Genomic DNA, 19,650 nt, shown 5'->3' with positions numbered 1-19,650 from the left:
AGCAAACCGAAGGCTAAAAATTGATAATTGTGGCAAAGCCGGGAACAGGTAAAGTCGAAAGGAAACGATAAAACCTATAACAATGGCAGGCAAACATGACGGCAGAACAGGCAGTAACAGGCGCAACCGCCTGGTTTGACAGTGGGGAATTTCAACGGCTGCTGGCACGTCGGGTGGCGCTGATGACGGAAAGCCAGCGCGACGATCGTGATGCGCAGCTGGCGCACTATCTGGATAAAGAGATCGCGCCTCAGCTGGCGGCGCTCGGCTTTACGCTGCACCGGCTGGAGAACCCGGCGGCGGCGAACCGGCCTTTTTTGATCGCGACGCGCATTGAGGATGAGGCGCTCCCGACGCTGCTCTGCTACGGGCATGGCGACGTCGTATTCGGCGATGACGAAAACTGGCGCGAAGGGCTGTCGCCGTGGCGGCTGCAGGAAGAGGGCGACCGCTGGTACGGACGCGGCAGCGCCGATAACAAAGGGCAGCACTGCATCAACCTGGCGGCGCTGGAGCAGGTGTTCCACGCGCGCGGCGGCAGGCTCGGCTTTAACTGCAAAATCTTGTTTGAGATGGGGGAAGAGATCAGCTCGCCCGGCCTGGCAGAGATCTGTCAGCAGCAGGCGGAACTGCTGCGCGCCGATCTCTTTATCGCCTCTGACGGCCCGCGCCTGAATGCGGCACGGCCGACGCTGTTTTTAGGCTCGCGCGGCTGCGTCAATTTCCGCCTTAGCATTCATGCGCGCGATAACGCCTACCATTCCGGCAACTGGGGTGGCCTGCTGAGCAACCCCGGTACCCAGCTGGCCAACGCTATTGCCTCGCTGGTGAACCAACAGGGGCAGCTGCGCGTCGCGGCGCTACGGCCCACGTCGCTGACCGACAGCGTGCGGCAGATCCTTAGCGATATCGCTGTCGGCGGCACGCCGGGCGATCCGGCGATTGACATTAACTGGGGCGAAGCGGGGCTGACGCCGACTGAGAGGCTGTACGGCTGGAATACGCTGGAGGTGTTGTCGATGCTGACCGGCAATCCGGCGCGGCCGATGAATGCTATCCCTGGCTCCGCCACCGCGGTTTGCCAGCTGCGCTTTGTCGTCGGTACCGACTGGGAAAATCTGGTCAGCCATATTCAGGCACATCTGCAACAGCACGGCTTTGATAACGTTGAGGTGACATTTCTGCGCGGATCGCCGGCCACGCGCCTCGATCCTGCCGATCCGCTGGTGGCGTGGGCGCTGGCGGTGATGGCGCAGAGCAGCGGTAAAAAGCCGGCGCTGCTGCCTAATCTCGGCGGCTCGCTGCCGAATGAGGTGTTTTCCGAGATCCTTGGCTTACCGACGCTGTGGGTGCCGCACTCATACCCTGCCTGCGGTCAGCATGGGGTGAATGAGCATATGTTGAAATCGATCGCGCGTGAAGGGCTGCAGATCATGACGCGACTGTTCTGGGATCTGGGCGAGCAGGGCGGTGCGCTGCTGGATCGCCGCCGTGCCTGGCGGAGGGCCACGTCATGAGCAGCCTGACTGACGTGCGCCGTGTCGCGCTGGCCAAACCCAGCCTGCATAAAACCCTGTTTGCCACCTGCATTGGTAACGCGCTGGAGTGGTTTGATATTGCGGTCTACGGCTTTTTCGCCAGCTATATCGCCCACGCCTTTTTTCCCACCAGCGACGCCTCGGTTTCGCTGCTGCTGACCTTCGGCAGTTTCGGCGTTTCCTTTCTTATCCGCCCACTGGGTGCGCTGGTGCTTGGCAGCTACGCCGACCGCCACGGTCGTAAAAAGGCATTGCTGCTGTCGATTAACCTGATGATGTTAGGCGGGGCGCTGATCACCCTGATGCCCGGCTATGCCGCTATCGGGCTGGCGGCACCGCTGCTGATCCTGGCGGCACGCCTGATTCAGGGCTTTTCCGCCGGCGGCGAGTTCGGCAGCTCTACCGCTTTTCTGGTCGAGCATTTTCCGGAGCGTAAGGCGTTTATCGCCAGCTGGCAGTTTGCTACCCAAGGCGCCAGCACGCTGATGGCGTCGGCGTTCGGTCTCGGCCTGACGCAGCTGCTTAGCGAGACGCAGATGATGGCGTGGGGCTGGCGCATCCCGTTCGCTTTCGGCCTGCTGATCGGGCCGCTGGGGCTTTATATCCGACGCCACGTGCCGGAGCCGGCCAGCTTTACGCCGCAGGCGAAGCACGCCGCGCCGCTGAAAACGCTGATCGGACGTCAAAAAACGCTGATGCTGCTGGCGGTTGGGCTGATGGTGATCTCCACAGCGGTTAACTACATGCTTAACTATATTCCCACCTACGCGACGCAGAGCCTGCACCTTTCCGGCAGCGTTGCCTTCAGCGCTACCCTGGTGGCTGGGGTTATTTTAACCGTGGTAACACCGCTGATGGGGTTGCTGGCCGAGCGCATCGGCCGTGCGCCGCTGATGTGGGGCGCGCTTATCCTGCTGGCGCTGACGCTCTGGCCCGCGTTCCACTTTATGATCCGCTATACCTCACCCTTGAGCCTGATCCTGCTGGTAGGCTGGATGGCGTTGCTGAAGTCGATCTATTTTTCCGCCGTGCCGTCGGTCATGGCGGATCTGTTCCCGACGGCGACGCGCGCCAGCGGTATGGCGATAAGCTATAACGTGGCGGTGACCCTTTTTGGCGGGTTTGCGCCGCTGATCTGCACGCTACTGATTCAGGCCACCGGCTCCAGCCTCGCGCCGGGCTACTACCTGATTCTGATGGCGCTGCTCAGCGGCACGGCGCTCTGGCGCAGCAGGACAGTGTTGCATTAAGCAGCGGGCCCGCTGTGAGGAGCTTCATTGGGCTGGGCAGATGTCACAGGCCGCGCAATCCGCGATGGTTACAGGTGTTATCAGGCATGTTGCGAGGCAAACAGCGCTTTAACGTTAATCTGTAAAGCAGGGAAAGGCAGAGAGGCCCTTTTTTCTTTGCCCGCGATTGCCGCCGTTTAAGCGCCCTTATCGCCTCTTTTTCCTCGCTTTTTCGTAAAAATAGTTTTCTGGTCAAACTGTTACGTTGGGTAATCGCCCTTGCGATTTTGTGACGGCTGCTACACTTATTAACGTTGCTGGTAACGATTCAGCTCCCATTCACACAGGCCGAACGCCTGTTTTATCAGGCGCTTTGCCTTTTATAAAGGAGACAACGTATGACAGACCGTCCACAACATCCTCAGCAGGCGCAACAGCAAACCTGGCCCGGCAGCTTCCTGCAGATGCAGCCGAAACCTGACCATGGTGAAACCAGCTATAAAGGCTCCGGCCGCCTGAAAGGAAAAACCGCCCTGGTGACCGGCGGCGACTCCGGGATTGGTCGCGCCGTTGCCATCGCCTATGCCCGTGAAGGCGCAGACGTGGTGATCTCCTATCTGGATGAGCATGACGACGCTAAAGACACTGCGAAGCGAGTGGAAGAGGCGGGCCAGCAAGCGTTGCTGATCGCAGGCGATATCACCGAGGCGGAACACTGCCGCCGCATCGTAGCGCAGACCGCTGAGCGCTTCGGCAAAATCGATATCGTGGTGAATAACGCGGCGTTTCAGATGACGCGCCAGTCGCTGGACGACATCAGCGATGACGAATTCGATCGCACCATGAAAACCAACATTTATGCGATGTTCCATATCTGTAAGGCGGCGGTACCGCATATGCCGTCGGGCGGTTCGATCATTAACACCGCCTCGGTGAATGCCGATCAGCCGAAGCCGAAGCTGCTCGCCTATTCGGCGACCAAAGCGGCGATCGTTAATTTTTCCGGCAGCCTCGCAGCGCTGCTGGCGGAGAAGGGCATTCGCGCTAACGCCGTCGCCCCTGGCCCCATCTGGACGCCGCTTATCCCGTCAACCATGCCGCCGGAACAGGTGGAAAGCTTTGGCGGCGAAGTGCCGTTGCAGCGTATGGGGCAGCCGGCTGAACTGGCCTCCACGTATGTGATGCTGGCAAGCGATGAAGCAAGCTATATCTCCGGCGCAACCATCGCCGTCACGGGCGGCGTCGCGGTTATTTAAGCGATTAAAGGAGGTAAAGATGAAAGCCTATCCTTTAAAGCTCACCACGCCGCTGGCGACGCATATTTTCGGCGGCCAGCGCATTCGGCAGCAGCTTGGCAAAGCAGGCCTGCCGGAGTCGCGCATCGCTGAAACCTGGGAGATCAGCGATGTTGACGGCATGATCGCCTCGGTCACTAACGGCGAGCTGGCGGGCAAGAGCCTGCGTGAGCTGACGGAACGTTATCCCGATGAACTGGTCGCGCCCGGCTGGCGCGGCCCGCATTTTCCGCTGCTCAGTAAATTTATCGATGGAACCGGTATGTTGCCGGTTCACCTGCACGCCAACGATGCGCTGGCGCAACAGCTGGAACAACAGCCGAACGGTAAAACCGAGGCCTGGTATATTCTCTGGGCGGCCCCCGACGCCACCTGCCTGCTGGGCGTGCGCGAAGGCGTGGATAACGCGCAGCTGAAGGCGGCGCTGCTGGCGGAAGAGTATGACTCGGTGATGTATCGCGTGCCGGTAAAAACCGGCGATATCTTCTACGTACCCGGTGGCCTGCTGCACAGCTTCGGCCCCGATACACTGATTTATGAAATCGAGCAGACCTCTAATATCCAGCAGCACGCCATGCCGTGGAAGATGGAAGATGGCACGCGCCTCTCCCGGGAAGAGCAGGAGAAGAACATCGATGCGCTGCTGGAGGAACTGCGTCCTGAACTGCGCTGCGCGCCTCAGCGCGGGCTGACACTAGAGGAGAAAGATCTGACGCGGCAGTTCTGTTGCGCCGGGCCTTACTTCGCGCTGGAGCGCTGGCGCTTTAGCCAGCCGCAGCGTTTCAGCTTCGATAGCGCGCGCATTCTCTCTAATCTGGGCGAGCCGCTGACGGTAGAGGCCAACGGCGTGAGCGTGGCGTTAGGACGCGCCGAATCGCTGCTGCTGCCCGCCGCGCTGGAAGAGGTGACGCTGCGCGACGCTGGCGAACTGCTGATCGGCTATGTGCCGGATCTGGCGAGCGAGGTGATTGCGCCGCTGCGTCAGGCAGGCTATGACGAAACGCAGATCGCGCATCTGGGCGATCTGCAGGGCAAATTGCGCTAGGAGGTTTTATGCTGCCATACAGTATGCAGGGGCAGGGCGAAACCACCCTGGTATTCATGCATTATCTGGGCGGCTCGCACCGCACCTGGTTTCCGACGCTGCCTTATCTCGATCGCGATTTCCGCTGCGTGGCGCTGAATACGCCGGGCTTTGGCGATGCATCGCAGATTGAAGGGTATGATGTTGCGTCGATGGCGCGTCAGGTTGATGAGACCATTCGCGCGCTGAGGCTGGAAAAGGTCATTTTGGTTGGTCACTCGATGACCGGTAAGGTGGCAATGGCGCTGGCTGCCGAACAGCCTGATTACCTTGAACGGCTGATACTGGTGGCGCCGTCGCCACCGGGTCCGCAGCCGATGAGCGAGCAGGATCGCCAAGCGCAGGCGGCCTGGCAGGGAACGCGTCAGGAAGCGGAGACCTTTGTGGATAGCTCCTGTTCCGCGCGGCTGCCGGATGCGCTGCGTGAAGTGGCGATTGCCGATGCGCAAAGCGCCAGCCTGGCAGCCTTGCACGCCTGGCCGCTGCATGGCAGCCGCGAAGAGTGGCGTGAACGCATCGGCCGCCTGCAACTGCCTGCGCTGATGGTGCTGGGCAGTGAGGATGGCAACGTGCCGGGCGTGGAGGCGCAGCGGGAGATCATGCGCAACCATTTGCCGCAGGGCGAACTGGCGGTTATCGACGGTGCCGGACACCTGATGCCGATGCAGACGCCACAGGCGCTGGCGGAAAAGATGCTGACTTTTGCGCGCCGCGCCTTTTAGTGCCGGCATTGAGAGAAATGGTGGCCTTTGCGCGCCTTTTAGTACTGGCGTTGAGGGAAAATGCTGGCCTTTTAGCGCGGGCGCGGCAGATCGCGCCGCAGCCCGGCAATGAAAGGCTGGCCGCTCTGTATCACGGGCGGGCTATTCCCGCCCGGAGCGGCCTTCAGATAATCCGCGTATCCAGATGGTGCTGAACGAACATCTCCGCGACCGTATTCTCCGTCACCGGCAGATGTGTGGCTTCCACCATCCGGCTCTGCGCTGCCGGGGCCCAGATCTCGCTATCAGCAGCGCCTGCCAGCACAACAGGCGTCTCCTTCAGCATCACCTTTTCCTGAAGAGGCGCGGCCTCTTCCCCGATCAGCAGCTGCGCCATCTCCTGCTGGCTCGCCTGAATGCCTAAGGCATCCGGCGTCAGCGCGGCCTCCAGGTCTGCCTTATCCACCAGCAGCGACTGAACGGCGGTCACTTCGCGACCAAAGGCGTCGTGAGTGCGTACGTATACCGTGTTCGATCCCTCTTCCAGCTGCGCCAGCTGTGCAGGTGAAAGGGTGAAGCTCCACGTTGCGCCTGCGGGAAAGGTGTAATAGATACCCTCGCCGATCACCATTTCCAGCCGGCTGCCGGGAGCAAAGGATCCTTCAAGCGTTCCAGCGATGGTCAGCGGGCTGAGCGCCTCTTCCGGCGTCAGGATCTGGTCTCCGCTGATAGGCGAAATGATAATATCGGCTCTCGGCGGATCCTGAATGAGCAACAGTTCAGCGGTGCTGACTTCAATCCCCCATTCTGTTGTCACCCGTGCTTCAATCACAGCGCTGTTCTCGATTAGCGCCTGCAGATCCGCCGCGGGGATCAGCGTCGTCCAGTGGCCACCCGTGGTTGTTATCGCTGAATAGTCCTCTTCGCCCAGCGTAACGGTAATGGTTTGCCCCGACTGAATATGCTGCACGGTTCCGCTTAACTGCTGATCGCTCTGGCTTTCCGCAAACGAAAGCACGTTATCGCCGGTAAAAGGGTCGAGATGAATTTGCGGCTGCGGCTTATCGACATTGATAATCTGTACGCTGGTCGCCGTTTCGCCGAGATCGGCCAGGCTGGCCAGCAGGGTGGCGGTGCCGGAACGCAGCGCATGGAGCGCGCTATGAGGCACGGCGAGATGCCAGTAACCGCCATCCTGTACCTCACTGGTATAGCGTTCGCCATTGAGCGTGACCGTCACCGTTTTACCGCTTGCCGCGTTGTAAGCCCTGCCGCTAACCAAAAGATCCTGGCCGTTCTCAAGCGCATTGAACACGCTCGCCTCAGCAAGGGGATTGAGCGTCACCTGCGCCGAGTAGCTGTTGCCTCGCCCTGCGGCTACGTTGATAATTTTATTGCTGGTGTAGATATCGCCGTTTTCATTGAGGGCCTGAGCGCGCAGCAGCACATTGCCCACCGGCAACGCCAGCATATCCGCGCTGGGGATCACCGCGCTCCAGGCGCCTTCGCTGGTTAACGTGGCGTGGTAGCTTTTGCCGTTCAGCTGCACGGTTAACTGGCGCCAGTCGGCATTGCTTTCATCCAGCATGCCTGATATCACCTGATCGACGCGTTTCTCCCGGCCATAAACGCTACTGTCCCCGCTGACGTTATCCAGGCTTATCGGCTGATAAGGCGGAATGCGATCCATCATGAACACGGCGGTATCGGCGCTGTAGCGGTGAAATTCATCGTAGCTATTAACGTAAAGATAATTTTCGCCTTCGGGCAGGCGGGCCACTTCATCAAAGGTCAGCATGATTTGCCAGCTACCATCTTCCTGAATCAGCCCGTAGTGATAGATATCATTGACGACAACTTCAACGCGGTTGCCTGCGGTGATCCCCAGGCTGCTGCCGCCGATGCGTAACGGCGCCTGCGCCTCACCGGCGTCAACAACATCATCGCCCGTGACAGTATCCAGCATTAAACGTCCCGTCTCCGTTACGCTGTGCGCCACCAGCAGCTGTTGCGACATTGCGGCGGTTTCCGTGAGATCGACGACGGCTGCCTGTAGCGATGCTTTACCATTGTGTAACGCCTGCAGATCTTCATCAGGCACCGTAACGCGCCAGAAACCTCCGGGCTGCACCAGCGCAGCGTAATCCTGGCCGTTAAGCGTTACTGTCACCGTTTTGCCGCTGGCAACGTTATAGGTCCGTCCGGAAAAAGAGGGATCGTCTCCCGCAGCAATTGCATGAAGAATGGCATCGTCAGCGACCGGATGGATCTCTATGCGCGCGGAGTAGTCATTACCGCGCCCGGCCTGTAGGGTCACGGCTTTAACTGCGAACCGCTGAACGCCGTCCGCATCGTTAACCATGGCAGAGATCAGCGCCTGGCCGTCAGGAAATGATGATACCTCGCCAGAGGGGAGGGTCAGGCTCCAGACGCGGTCGTTCCCGACCGTGGTTTGCCAGCGCTGGCCGAACGCCTCGACGGTGACGCTTTCACCCACGGCAATATCGTCAGAAACACGGCCGGAAATCAGCTGATCAACCCGCTTTTCGCGGGCATTCAGCAGGTCATCACCGGAGAAGGTGTCAATAATAATTGGCGAGGCCATCCGGAGGGCGCCGCTAGTCAGGCCGCTCTCGCTGCGAGAAACAGAACGGTTCAAAGCCATAATAAACTCCTTATACACCAGTAGGATAAATGCCGCGCACGCGTTATCTCTGTAGACGCGCTACAGCGTTCACATGCGCTATTGGCGGTAAGGTTCCACAGGGGAAAACCTTTACTGGCGTACACCGGGATCAATCACGACCCAGAAGAGGGAAGAGGCGATAGCGTTCATGACGCCCTCTCTTTCCCACTACAGCTATAAGAAATAACCCTGTCTCTGTCGTCGATTAAATTTTATCCAGCTGAGTAAAAAAATTAATCAACTAACGAAAATAACCGGCTTCAGATCCGGCGATAGCCAGCTTTCTTTTCAGCGGGAGGAGGAAGGGAACAGCTACTTTCTGCGGGTGCCGCAAGCACGCCAGTGCCGGGCGGTTGCCTATTGGCTGGTCTTAAAAAGGGAGATGAAAAGCGGTGATGCCAGAATGTAATTCTGTGAGAAGAGCAGCAAAAAGCCCGCTCGGGTTTCCCTGAGCGGGCTTCTCTGAATATGGCTCCTCTGACTGGACTCGAACCAGTGACATACGGATTAACAGTCCGCCGTTCTACCGACTGAACTACAGAGGAATCGGTTAAGTGGCGCGAATATTACCGTCAGCTTACCGGGCTGTCAACAGGAAAAAAACTATTACTATTCAGTTGGCTAGCTTTGCAGCAATTCACGCCTGCGGCACATCCTGCTGCAGCGCTTCTGCCTGCGGCCGGAGGCGCGCCAGCGGATCCTGCCGGTAAAAATGGGTCAGACGGCGGTAGAAGGTCGGGAAGCGCTGCGCCAGCAGTTCAGGGGCGCTGAAAAAATATTCTGACAGCACCGCGAAGCACTCCGCCGGATCGGTTGCGGCATAGGCATCAATGGTGGCGGCGTTTTCGCCCACCAGATCGACCTCCTCCTGAATGGCTTCCATCGCGGCGTGCAGATCCTGCTCCCAGCTCGCCACTTCGCGCAGCGGGATCGCCGGCACGCCGTTGGTGTAGCCGCTGCCGCGCGCATCCAGCTTGTGCGCCACTTCATGCACGATCAGGTTGAAGCCGCTGAGATCGAACGAATCCTGAATATCAAGCCAGTTGAGAATAATCGGCCCCTGCTGCCAGCTCTGGCCCGACTGCACGCTGCGATCGCTATGCACCAGCCCATCTTCATCCTGCCAGCTATCTTCGGCGATAAAGGGCGCCGGATAGATCAGCACTTCATGAAACCCATCCAGCCATTCCAGCCCCAGCTTCAGCACCGGCAGACAGAACAGCAGGGCGATGCGCGCATGATGCAGCGCGTCCAGCTCCAGGCCAGCCAGCGGCACCAGCCGCTTCTGCTGCAGAAAGCGCTGTGCCAGCTGTGCCAGCGTCTGCTCCTCATCCGGCTGGAGTGAAGCAAAGATCGGCACCGCCAGCGCCTGTTGCCAGGGCAAAGGCGCTGGGGAAGCCTTTTCTTTCCACGGCCATTTGATCATCGCAATACTCACTCGGCGAAACATTATTAACGGCGTACCATGCCGCAGCCGGGCTTTTCACGCAACCGTTGAACGCGCTAAAGCGGAAAGGCGTCACAGCCTGCGATCAGACGCGGCGAAATTCGATCACCCACACCCAGGGGTTCACTTCCCAACTGGTGCCGCCATACTGTTTTTCCCAGGCTTTACGGTAGGCCTCTTTCGGCGCGATCGATTCATGGTTCATGGTGAAAAAGTGGTTCAGAAAGTGCGAATCGGTCTGTACGCCTTCCGCCATCACATCATCATCGCAGATATCCTGAATGCGTTCCGCGCGTACGCCGGTGATCAGCAGATCGATGCGGCTGGCCCAGCGTGGCATATGGATGCCGGTCTGCCAGCCGAAGGTTTCGCTCTCTTCATCATGCTGCTGCCCCAGCTCGCGGCTGTCGGCGCGGTACTGACAATATTTCGCCTGACGAAAGCTGGCGGGAGCGCGCTCATAGGCATCGAGTTCGGCGGTTGGCACAATCGGGCCGCGCCAGGTTTCACGCACCCATAGCCGATCGCCCGGCTGGCCGTAAGGACACTGGTAGCTCAGGTCCGCCATGCTCGTCATCTTTTTGCCGTGTAGATAGTTGCTGGTCACGTCAACGACATAACACCCTTCATGGTTATCCTGTCCTGGGCCGAAAGGCTGTGACTTCATAATCCGCCGGGTTTGGGTTTGCTGGCCTGCCAACAGGGCGCGCACGCGTTGTTCAGAGAACAGAATTGGCCTTTCTTTCATGATATACCTCGTTTTTCTTCTTTTCTTAAGTACCCGGTAATGACTGTGTGGAACAGGCAATAAGATAAATCCTAACATTACTCATGATAAAAGGGGGCAATCATTTCAATAATTATTCATGAGAACCACTTATCAAACTGCGCTGCCGGTCGCGGAAAAAGAAACCGGCGTCTCCCCTGGAAGAAAGATTACCGTTTACGATAAATGACATACGCGTCTCATCACTTTAATGTATATTTTTACAGGAGCTTACCTTGCCGCAACGCACAGAGACACCGTTTAAGTTAATTAGTTTGACTTAAGTCATAACCGTACCAATATCGCACAGGCTGGTCAGACATGCAGTACTCCTGTTGTCTGATTTATTGATGCATCATTACGATTTCTTATCTTTTTTAGGAGTAAACCTTGCAGGCGGGAAAATAAAGATGTTGCATATGTGTTGTTATTTTGTAAGGTGATCACTATAACTTGATGTAGATCGCAATTTTAATGAAAGACTTACACAAGTTACAATGTCGACGGCGTCATTGGGCTGTCACAAAAACCGGGTATATCCGCAACAGGGTTTACGGCTCCGCGCTTGTTTACCGTCTCGCCATTCAGCATGTCCGCTAATAATAAGAAGGAGTAGATGATGTCCCTGACACTCTGGCAATCCCGCTTCGAAAACTGGCTGCATGCCTCCTGGCCGCAGGATGATAAGGCGCACGACATCGCTCATTTCCGCCGCGTCTGGAAAACCGCACAGCATATTATGCAGGGCACCGAGGCGGATCCGCTGGTGGTACTGGCCGCCTGCTATTTTCACGACGTGGTCAACCTGCCGAAAAACCATCCGCAGCGCCATCTCGCTTCCAGCAAGGCGGCGGTGGAGACGCGCCGCATCCTTAGCGAAGACTTTATCGATTTCCCCGTTGCGCTGCATAACGCCGTCGCTCATGCGGTGCAGGCGCACAGCTTCAGCGCCGGCATTACGCCGGAAACCCTGGAAGCGCGTATCGTGCAGGATGCGGATCGGCTGGAGTCGCTGGGGGCGATTGGGCTGGCGCGGGTGTTCTACACCTCCGGCGCGCTGGGCAGGGCGCTGTTCGACAGTGAAGATCCGTTAGGGCGCGATCGCCAGCTGGATGATGTCAGCTGGACGCTGGATCACTTCCAGAAGAAACTGCTGCGTCTGCCCGATACCATGCAGACCGCAGAAGGGAAACGGCTGGCGCAGCACAACGTCGCTTTTCTCGTCACCTATATGGCCAAGCTGTGCGCGGAGCTGCAGGGCGATCTGGTTTCGCTGGATGAGTCAGTGCTGCGCGACTTCACGCCGGTGATAGAGGAATATTAAATTTTTGTGACAGTCTGTTAAATTTCCTCCCGTTCCGCTAGCTTGACGCAAACACCCAGGAGGAACGGTATGACTGACACGGTTAGCTTAACAATTAAAATTGATCCCGCCCTAAAAGAGACGCTAAAAACGTTGGCGCTGGAAAACCAGCTGTCGCTGAGCCAGGAAGTGAGCCAGCGTTTACAGGCCAGCCTGTTTACTCAGCCGCATCCGGCAATCGATTCACAGCATACTCAGGAAGGGCTGCAGGAAAGCGTGGCGGAGGAGACGCAGGATGATGACGCGCCGCAGCTGACCAGCAGCGAACTGAAGCAGATCCGTTCGCTGCTGAAGAAAAGCAAAAAGAAAAAGTAGCTACAGACTGAACTGGCGCACGCTTTGCGCAAGGCGCTGCGCCTGTTGGATCAGGGTTTGCGAGGCGAGGGCGCTCTGCTGTGACAGCGTCTCATTCTCCTCGACCTGCTGCGCCATACGCGCAATCTCCATGGCAATCTTGCCGACGCGCTCGCTTTGCGCCGCCGCGTTCTGCTCCAGCTCCGCCAGCAATACCACCACGCCCGATACCTCGGTGCGGATCTCCCCATACAGCGTTTCCAGTGCCTGCACGCGCGCCGAGCCGGTGGCGATATGCTGATGCGTATGCTGAATGCGCCGGTCGATCTCACGGGTTGAATGGCTGCTCTGGTTTGACAACAGGCCAATCTCTTTCGCCACGATCGAAAAGCCGCGCCCGTAAACACCAGCGTGGGCCGATTCGATCGCCGCATTCAGCGCCAGCATCCGCGTCTGCAGCGACAACCCCTCCAGCAGACTAACAATGCCGGCGATTTCGCCCGATGCCAGCACGATATCCTGCATATGGGTATCAACCTGATTGACCATTTCGCCGCAGCGCTGGGTCAGGCTATCGGTATGCTGCACCTGCCGGGTGGCGTGATGGGTAAAACGGCTGCTGTTTTCGACCTCCTCCGCCATGCGCGACAGGCGGGAGGAGATATGGGCAAACGCGCTGCTCTGCTGCTGATTACTGTGATTAAGGGTGTCGCTCTGCCGCACCATGCCCTCGGCGCTCTGCATCACCGCGCCGGCAATGGCGTTGATCTCCTGCACGATATGCTGCAGGCCCTGCTGCATCTGCGTCATCGCCTGCCACAGCTGCGCCATCTCATGCGACTGGCGGCCGCGCCGTGTCAGCGGCTGGGTCAGGTTGCCGGTGGCAATATGCTTTAGCGCGCTGGCCGCCTGGTTCAGCGGCCGCAGTACGCCGCGCAGCAGCAGCCATCCCGCTGTCGCCAGCATCGCCAGCAACAGCAGCGAGAAGAGCAGCAGCAGGTTGCGGCTTTCGGTCAGCGAATGCAGCGTCGCGTCGTTGGTGGCGCCGGCCTGCCGATCGGACTCCGTCAGCGTGGCGCGCCAGGCGTCGCTGAACTGCTGCTGGAATGCCTCCATCGGTACCATAAAAAAGCCGTCGATAGTGTTGTCGTTAAGGCTTTTCAGCTGCTCCTGCAGGCCCTGCGTCAGCTGGATGAAGCTCTGCGTCAGCGGGCTGTCCGGCGGCGCACCGTAGCGGGCAAACAGCGATTGCGCCTCGGCCAGCGACTGCGTCGCGCTGGCAGCGAGCGGCTTCCAGCTGTCGACGGAACCGCTCTCTTTATCCTGCATAAACCAGATGCCGGCGCGATGGCTGTTGTCGCTGGCGGTCAGCAGCGCGACGCGCGCGTTCTCCAGCAGCGCCTGACGCTTATGCAGCTGCCGCGCGGTTTCCACCGTGGCGTGGCTGTGATTGACCGACAGGGTGATCATCAACACGCTGGCGCACTGCAGCAGACAAAACAGGGCGAGGAAGCTCCAGAATGCGCCGCTGAGGCTGAAGAGAAACGCGGGCAGGCGAAAAGCGGGACGGCGCGCCAGGCGCGGGGACAGTACTGAAAGTAGCGACATAATCCTTTCCGAAAAAATAAAAAGGAGTATTGGCGCAGTCGGTGTCAATTTTGTGACAGCGACCACGCCGGACGCAGTTTCAGTCTCTCTTGCTGAATTAAGACAAATCGCAGGCAGAAGCGGCGGGGTTACTTTTCCTCATCGCCGTAATAAAGCACGCCCAGCTTAATTAATGGACGGCCCTGGGATTTGCGGTGCAGGTTGCTGTCGCGCAGCGAGTAGACGCAGCCGCAATACTCCTGCTGGTAGAAGCGCTCGCGTTTGCTGATCTCAATCATGCGCGCCGAGCCGCCTTTTTTGCGCCAGTTGTAGTCCCAGTAAGTCATGCCTTCATAAGGCGCCGCCGCGCGCTGGCCGCAGTCGTTGATCTGCTGCATATTCTTCCAGCGCGAAATGCCCAGCGAGCTGGAGATCACCGGGAAGCCATGCTCCCAGGCGTAAAGCGCGGTACGCTCAAAGCGCATATCGAAGCACATGGTGCAGCGCACACCGCGCTCCGGCTCCCACTCCATGCCTTTGGCACGTTCGAACCAGTTGTCGGTATCGTAATCGGCGTCGACAAAGGGAACGCCATGCTGCTCGGCAAAGCGGATATTCTCCTCTTTGCGCAGCAGATACTCTTTCTGCGGATGGATATTGGGGTTGTAAAAGAAAATGGTGTAGTCGATGCCGGAGGCGTGTAGCGCTTCCATCACCTCCCCGGAGCAGGGGGCGCAGCAGGAATGCAACAGCAGTTTATCGGCGCCGCCGGGCAGCGACAGCAACGGGCGGTCAGTTTCGCTCATTTCGGCTCTCCTGAAAATAACGTGCGCCAAGTGTAAGGGTGCAGCCAGAGGTTGTCACCCCGCAAAGCCGGCAAAGCGCGACGCTAACTGATGGAGCGCCGGGTCAAACAGATGTTACACTTGCGCCACTTTTTTCTAAAACAGCAAAGTTATGAGCGAATTTGACGAAGTGGCACCGCCGCTGGCGCAACAGGCGCAGGCAGATGCGCAGCGGAAGCACATCGAAGACAGGCAGCTGCTGCAAAAAGTGCTGGCGGTTTACGATCGGAAAACCGTGGCGGCCGAATTGTGTCGGTCGCGCCAGTATGAATGGACGCGCGAATCGCTCAGCCGCTGGCAAACCGGCCAGGGGCGTCAGCGCCTGTTGACCGACGAGGAGAGGGCGCTGCTACAGCACATGCTGCCCACGCCGCCTGCGCACCATCCCGACTACGCCTTTCGCTTTATCGATCTTTTCGCCGGCATCGGCGGCATTCGCAGCGGCTTTGAGGCTATCGGCGGTCAGTGCGTGTTTACCAGCGAATGGAACAAACATGCGGTGCGTACCTATAAGGCCAACTGGTACTGCGACGAACAGCAGCACCGCTTTAATCAGGATATCCGCGACGTCACTCTAAGCCAGCGCGCCGATATCGATGAGCAAACCGCCTGGCGACATATCGATCAGAGCGTGCCGGATCATGATGTGCTGCTGGCGGGCTTTCCCTGCCAGCCTTTTTCGCTGGCGGGGGTTTCTAAAAAAAATGCGCTGGGCCGCGCGCACGGTTTCGCCTGTGAGGCGCAGGGCACGCTCTTTTTCGATGTGGCGCGTATTATCGCCGCCAAGAAGCCGGCCATCTTCGTGCTGGAGAACGTGAAGAACCTGAAAAGCCACGATAAGGGCAACACCTTCCGCATCATTATGCAGACGCTGGACGAGCTGGGCTATGACGTGGCGGACGCCGATGCCGCCGGGCCGGATCCGAAAATCATCGATGGTCAGCATTTTCTGCCGCAGCACCGCGAGCGCATCGTGCTGGTGGGCTTCCGCCGCGAGCTGGGGCTAAAGCCGGGCTTTACCCTGCGCGATATCTCCCGCTTCTGGCCGCAGCGTCGCCGTACGCTGGCGGAGCTGCTGGAGCCGCAGGTTGACGCGAAATATATCCTGACGCCGACGCTCTGGAAGTATCTCTATAACTATGCGCGCAAACATCAGGCGCGTGGCAACGGCTTCGGCTATGGCCTGTTCGATCCTGCCAGCACGCACGGTGTGGTGCGCACGCTGTCAGCGCGCTACTACAAAGACGGTTCGGAGATCCTGATCGACCGCGGCTGGGATCGCGCCCTTGGCGAAGCCAATTTCGACCATCCCGATAACCAGCAGCGGCGTCCGCGGAGGCTGACGCCGCGCGAATGTGCCCGGCTGATGGGATTTGAGACGCCGGAAGGGCGGCCGTTCCGCATTCCGGTCTCCGACACCCAGGCCTATCGCCAGTTCGGCAACTCGGTCATCGTGCCGGTGTTCGCCGCCGTGGCGCAGCTGCTGCGGCCATGGATCGCCGAGGCGGTGAGCAAGCGATAATGGGCGCGCAGGAGAAGCCGCAGGAGCGCGTCAGCTATTATCATCCACAGGCGTTGCCCGGCATGGTGCTGGGCGAAGCGCATTTGACCCATTCCGATTTCGCCCCCCATTTTCATCTTGATTACCATATTGGCCTGATCGCCGACGGCGTGCAGCGGCAGGATTTTAGCGGCCGCTCCGATCTGCTGACGCGCGGGCGCATCGCCATCATGCCACCCGGCGAAGTGCATACCGGCACGCGCGAAGGGGATGGCGGCTATACGCTGAGAACCTTTCGCCTTGCGCCGGCGCTGCTGCAAACCCTGGCGCAGGAGATTACCGACGCACCGCAGCGCTTTGAGTGCGGCCCGGCAATTGTCGATGCGCCGTTGCTGAGCCGGCAGCTGTGGCATCTGCACGCCGGGGCGGCCGCGTATCAGGAGCGTTTCGATGCCGCCGCGCTGCTGCTGCTGGCGCCGCTGGTGATTCAGCAGGGCGCGCTGCGGCCAATGCCGGTTAGCGGCGGGCTGGGCTGTCGCGGCGTGAATTTCAGCGGGTGCGTGATTACTGCTATGCGCATCTCGGCCAACCGCTCTCGCTGCAGACGCTGGCGACGCTGTGCGGCCTGAGCCGTTTTCAGTTTCTTCGTCGCTTTCAGCAGCATACCGGCATGACGCCGCACGCCTGGCTGAAACGGTTACGGCTGGAACAGGCGTGCCGCCTGCTGAGCCGGCCCGAATACAGCGTGGCGCAGGTGGCGGCGGAGGTGGGTTTCTACGATCAAAGCCACTTCAGCCGCGCCTTTCGTCAGGCGTTCGCCGTCGCCCCTTCCGCCTGGTAACAGAAGAGGTTTGCCGTCGCGCCTTTCGCCACGCAACAACGTATCGCGGAGGCGTTGGCGTCGTCAGTCGGATAACAGCTCATAGCTTATGCGTACGCCGTTTTTCACCTTAATCTTCCGCAGCGCCAGCGCGCCGATAACCCCGCTGTGGGACACGTGCGTGCCGCCACAGGCGAAAGGACGATAGTCGCCAATGGCGACGGTGCGGATCTGCGGCTGCTGCGGGATTTTGTCCGCCAGTTCAGGGCGTAGCGCGGCGATGTCGCTGAACGTTCTCGCGCCGATGCGCACTGGCAGCGAGGCGGCGATGGCGGCCTCCGTCTGCTGCTGCACCAGCCGTAAAAAGCTTTCCGGCTCATCAGCCAGCTCGCCCTGAAACGCCACATAGGCGCCCGGCAGAAAATGGTGCCCTTTGTCGGGCACCAGCCCGGGGCGCAGCGTTTCCACCACATGCGAGATCAGGTGCCCGGCGCTGTGCGATCGCGACGCCATAAGGCGGAAGGGCGCATCGATAGCCAGCTGCAACGGCGCGCCGCGCTCAAGGCTTTCCGGCAGCGTGGGCAGGTAATGGCGCACCGCGCCGTCGCGCAGCAGCGCCAGCGAACAGGGCAGCGACTGCGTGCCCAGCGTCAGCGCGCCGCGGTCGGACATCTGGCCACCGCCCTGCGGATAGAAAACCGTGCGGTCGACGGCGATCCAGCTTCCCTTTTCATCATCTCCCCAGTCGGTAAGCCGCGCAGCGCAGCGCGTCGCCTCGGGTTCGCTGTAGCACAGCAGTTGCGTCATGGTTTTTCTCCTCGATAAAACCCGCAGTCTGGCAGTTCGCGCGACGGCTGGCTTGTAAATTATTGCAGCCGGCGCGACGACGGTTTGCCGGTTTCTTCCGACGACGCATACACTGTTAACAGACCACAAGGAGGAATAATATGGCCGATGTGCATACCGCCGCCGTGCGCAGCAAGAACATGCGCGCCATTCGCACGCGCGATACCGCCATTGAGCAGCGTCTGGGTAATCTGCTGACCGATCGCGGCTTTCACTATCGGGTACAGGATAAAAATCTGGCGGGACGGCCCGATTTTGTGCTGGATGAACAGCGGGCGATCATTTTCGTCCACGGCTGTTTCTGGCATCACCATCACTGCTATTTGTTTAAGGTACCCGCCACCCGCACCGCCTTTTGGATGGGTAAGATCGGCAGTAATGTGGCGCGCGATCGACGCCATATCGAGCAGCTGACGCAGCAGCAGTGGAAAGTATTGGTAGTGTGGGAGTGCGCACTGCGCGGCAAGCTAAAGCTGGATGACGAGGCGATCATCGTCCGGCTGGAAGAGTGGATTCTGGCGAGCGAGAGTAACGCCGCCATCGATCACCAGGGTATGCATCCGCTTACGCTGCCGGCGGAACAGACCGAGCCGCCAGGCTGAAACGTTGTCGTCGGACCAGGCCTGTCCGCCAGGCTGAAACGTTGTCGCCGGACCAGGCCTGTCCGCCAGGCTGAAACGTTGTCGCCGGACCAGGCCTGTCCGCCGCGCTGAAAACCGGCAGGGCGTTACACGCCGCGGCGGTCGGGGAACAGCGTCTTGCCCAGCGTCACCAGCACCACGGCGAAAATGATCACCGCCAGTGCCAGCCATTCGCGCGCCGAGAGCGTTTCGCCGCCGAACGAGGTGCCAAGCAGTACCGCCACCGTCGGGTTCACATAGGCGTAGCTGGTAGCGATCGCCGGCGAGACGTTACGGATCAGATACATATAGGCGTTGATGGCGATAATCGAGCCGAACAGCATCAGATAGCTCAGCGCCAGAAAACCCTGCAGATCGGGCAGCGCGCTCAGGCGCTCGCCGCTCAGCGCGCTGGTCAACAGCAGCGCCGCGCCCGCCGCCAGCATCTCTATCGCGCCCGCCATCGCCCCCTGCGGCAGCACGATGCGCGACCCCAGCACCGAGCCGAATGCCCAGCTGAGCGCCGCAATCAGCACCAGAATCGCCCCCTGTGGATTGCCCGCCAGATGGCCGCCGCTGTTCAGCAGCACAATGCCCGCCAGCCCGACCAGAATGCCGAGCCACTCGATTTTGCGCGTGCGGATGCCGAACAGCCGACTGAAACACATGGCGAACAGCGGCACCGTCGCCACCATTACCGCCGCCAGCCCGGACGGCACCTGCTGATGTTCCGCCAGCGTCACCAGTCCGTTGCCGACCGCCAGCAGCAGCAGGCCAATCAGGCACGCATTGAGCGCGGCGCGGGCGTTCGGCAGCGGCTGACCGCGCCAGCGCAGAAACGCCAGCAGGATCAGTCCGGCCAGCGAAAAGCGCAGCCCCGCCAGCATCATCGGCGGCCAGCTTTCCACGCCGAGCCGAATAGCGAAATAGGTAGAGCCCCAGACGATATATAAAGTAAACAGCGCCAGCGCTAAGGGCAGCGGCGAGGCAGCGGAACGCGACATTTTTTCCAATCCATCTGTAATAAA

At 59.7% G+C, this 19,650-nt stretch carries 18 protein-coding genes and 1 tRNA gene; 11 read left to right on the top strand and 8 right to left on the bottom strand.

Features of this window, described 5'->3' with window-relative positions:
* The first annotated feature begins 95 nt into the window (after nt 1–95).
* From C2E15_RS13120 to C2E15_RS13100, 5 genes are all read left to right on the top strand, one after another.
* Nucleotides 96–1,517: a M20 family metallopeptidase gene (locus tag C2E15_RS13120; RefSeq protein ID WP_104957763.1), complete on the top strand. Its 1,422-nt coding sequence runs from the start codon at nt 96–98 to the stop codon at nt 1,515–1,517.
* Nucleotides 1,514–2,788, top strand: coding sequence for an MFS transporter (locus C2E15_RS13115; RefSeq protein WP_104957762.1), 1,275 nt, complete (start codon nt 1,514–1,516; stop codon nt 2,786–2,788). Before C2E15_RS13120 ends, C2E15_RS13115 begins: the two co-directional genes overlap by 4 nt.
* Before the next feature lie 377 nt (nt 2,789–3,165).
* Nucleotides 3,166–4,023 carry a glucose 1-dehydrogenase gene (locus C2E15_RS13110; RefSeq protein WP_104957761.1) on the top strand — a complete coding sequence of 286 codons (858 nt, stop codon included), beginning with the start codon at nt 3,166–3,168 and terminating at the stop codon, nt 4,021–4,023.
* A gap of 19 nt (nt 4,024–4,042) precedes the next feature.
* Nucleotides 4,043–5,107, top strand: a complete 1,065-nt coding sequence (locus tag C2E15_RS13105; protein ID WP_104957760.1) for a class I mannose-6-phosphate isomerase — start codon at nt 4,043–4,045, stop codon at nt 5,105–5,107.
* An 8-nt stretch (nt 5,108–5,115) separates the two neighbouring features.
* Nucleotides 5,116–5,868 (top strand): alpha/beta fold hydrolase, encoded by a 753-nt coding sequence (locus C2E15_RS13100; protein WP_104957759.1) that lies wholly within the window; start codon nt 5,116–5,118, stop codon nt 5,866–5,868.
* A 163-nt stretch (nt 5,869–6,031) separates the two neighbouring features.
* On the opposite strand, the gene C2E15_RS13095 is transcribed toward C2E15_RS13100, so the two are convergent.
* The 4 genes from C2E15_RS13095 to C2E15_RS13080 all read right to left on the bottom strand — a co-directional run bounded on the left by C2E15_RS13095 (nt 6,032) and on the right by C2E15_RS13080 (nt 10,728).
* Nucleotides 6,032–8,452 (bottom strand): hypothetical protein, encoded by a 2,421-nt coding sequence (locus tag C2E15_RS13095; RefSeq protein WP_167391875.1) that lies wholly within the window; start codon nt 8,450–8,452, stop codon nt 6,032–6,034.
* Nucleotides 8,453–9,002: 550 nt separating this feature from the next.
* Nucleotides 9,003–9,078: transfer RNA gene (locus tag C2E15_RS13090), tRNA-Asn, on the bottom strand.
* A gap of 92 nt (nt 9,079–9,170) precedes the next feature.
* Nucleotides 9,171–9,959: a DgsA anti-repressor MtfA gene (gene mtfA / locus C2E15_RS13085; RefSeq protein ID WP_104957757.1), complete on the bottom strand. Its 789-nt coding sequence runs from the start codon at nt 9,957–9,959 to the stop codon at nt 9,171–9,173.
* Between the two features lie 106 nt (nt 9,960–10,065).
* Nucleotides 10,066–10,728, bottom strand: a complete 663-nt coding sequence (locus tag C2E15_RS13080) for an ASCH domain-containing protein (RefSeq protein WP_104957756.1) — start codon at nt 10,726–10,728, stop codon at nt 10,066–10,068.
* Between the two features lie 637 nt (nt 10,729–11,365).
* On the opposite strand from C2E15_RS13080, the gene C2E15_RS13075 reads away from it, so the two are divergent.
* Nucleotides 11,366–12,070, top strand: a complete 705-nt coding sequence (locus tag C2E15_RS13075) for a phosphohydrolase (RefSeq protein WP_104957755.1) — start codon at nt 11,366–11,368, stop codon at nt 12,068–12,070.
* A 69-nt stretch (nt 12,071–12,139) separates the two neighbouring features.
* Nucleotides 12,140–12,424, top strand: a complete 285-nt coding sequence (locus tag C2E15_RS13070) for a hypothetical protein (protein WP_104957754.1) — start codon at nt 12,140–12,142, stop codon at nt 12,422–12,424.
* On the opposite strand, the gene C2E15_RS13065 is transcribed toward C2E15_RS13070, so the two are convergent.
* Complete coding sequence (locus C2E15_RS13065; RefSeq protein ID WP_104957753.1) at nt 12,425–14,011, bottom strand: methyl-accepting chemotaxis protein; 1,587 nt, start codon at nt 14,009–14,011, stop codon at nt 12,425–12,427. It lies immediately after the preceding gene.
* A 128-nt stretch (nt 14,012–14,139) separates the two neighbouring features.
* Nucleotides 14,140–14,796: an epoxyqueuosine reductase QueH gene (locus C2E15_RS13060; RefSeq protein WP_104957752.1), complete on the bottom strand. Its 657-nt coding sequence runs from the start codon at nt 14,794–14,796 to the stop codon at nt 14,140–14,142.
* Nucleotides 14,797–14,947: 151 nt separating this feature from the next.
* Here C2E15_RS13060 and C2E15_RS13055 point away from each other — a divergent pair, with 151 nt between their 5' ends.
* The 3 genes from C2E15_RS13055 to C2E15_RS13045 are packed head-to-tail and all read left to right on the top strand — an operon-like array spanning nt 14,948 to nt 17,177.
* Nucleotides 14,948–16,357, top strand: coding sequence for a DNA cytosine methyltransferase (locus C2E15_RS13055; protein WP_104957751.1), 1,410 nt, complete (start codon nt 14,948–14,950; stop codon nt 16,355–16,357).
* Nucleotides 16,327–16,965 (top strand): AraC family ligand binding domain-containing protein, encoded by a 639-nt coding sequence (locus C2E15_RS13050; RefSeq protein ID WP_218926708.1) that lies wholly within the window; start codon nt 16,327–16,329, stop codon nt 16,963–16,965. Before C2E15_RS13055 ends, C2E15_RS13050 begins: the two co-directional genes overlap by 31 nt.
* On the top strand, nt 16,893–17,177 hold the full coding sequence (locus C2E15_RS13045) for a helix-turn-helix domain-containing protein (protein ID WP_218926707.1): 285 nt from the start codon (nt 16,893–16,895) through the stop codon (nt 17,175–17,177). Before C2E15_RS13050 ends, C2E15_RS13045 begins: the two co-directional genes overlap by 73 nt.
* Before the next feature lie 63 nt (nt 17,178–17,240).
* Here the strand turns inward: C2E15_RS13045 and C2E15_RS13040 are convergent, their stop codons facing one another.
* Entirely contained in the window at nt 17,241–17,963 is a 723-nt protein-coding gene (locus C2E15_RS13040; RefSeq protein WP_104957749.1) for an alanyl-tRNA editing protein, read from the bottom strand.
* A gap of 140 nt (nt 17,964–18,103) precedes the next feature.
* Here C2E15_RS13040 and C2E15_RS13035 point away from each other — a divergent pair, with 140 nt between their 5' ends.
* Entirely contained in the window at nt 18,104–18,604 is a 501-nt protein-coding gene (locus C2E15_RS13035; RefSeq protein ID WP_104957748.1) for a very short patch repair endonuclease, read from the top strand.
* A gap of 125 nt (nt 18,605–18,729) precedes the next feature.
* Here C2E15_RS13035 and yedA read toward each other — a convergent pair whose 3' ends face one another.
* A complete protein-coding gene (gene yedA, locus C2E15_RS13030; RefSeq protein WP_104957747.1) occupies nt 18,730–19,626 on the bottom strand; it encodes a drug/metabolite exporter YedA in 897 nt (298 codons plus the stop codon).
* Nucleotides 19,627–19,650 lie beyond the last annotated feature (24 nt).

The sequence above is a fragment of the Mixta gaviniae genome (genome assembly GCF_002953195.1).
In the GTDB taxonomy this organism is placed as follows: domain Bacteria; phylum Pseudomonadota; class Gammaproteobacteria; order Enterobacterales; family Enterobacteriaceae; genus Mixta; species Mixta gaviniae.
This window is presented reverse-complemented; position numbering and strand designations above follow the sequence as displayed.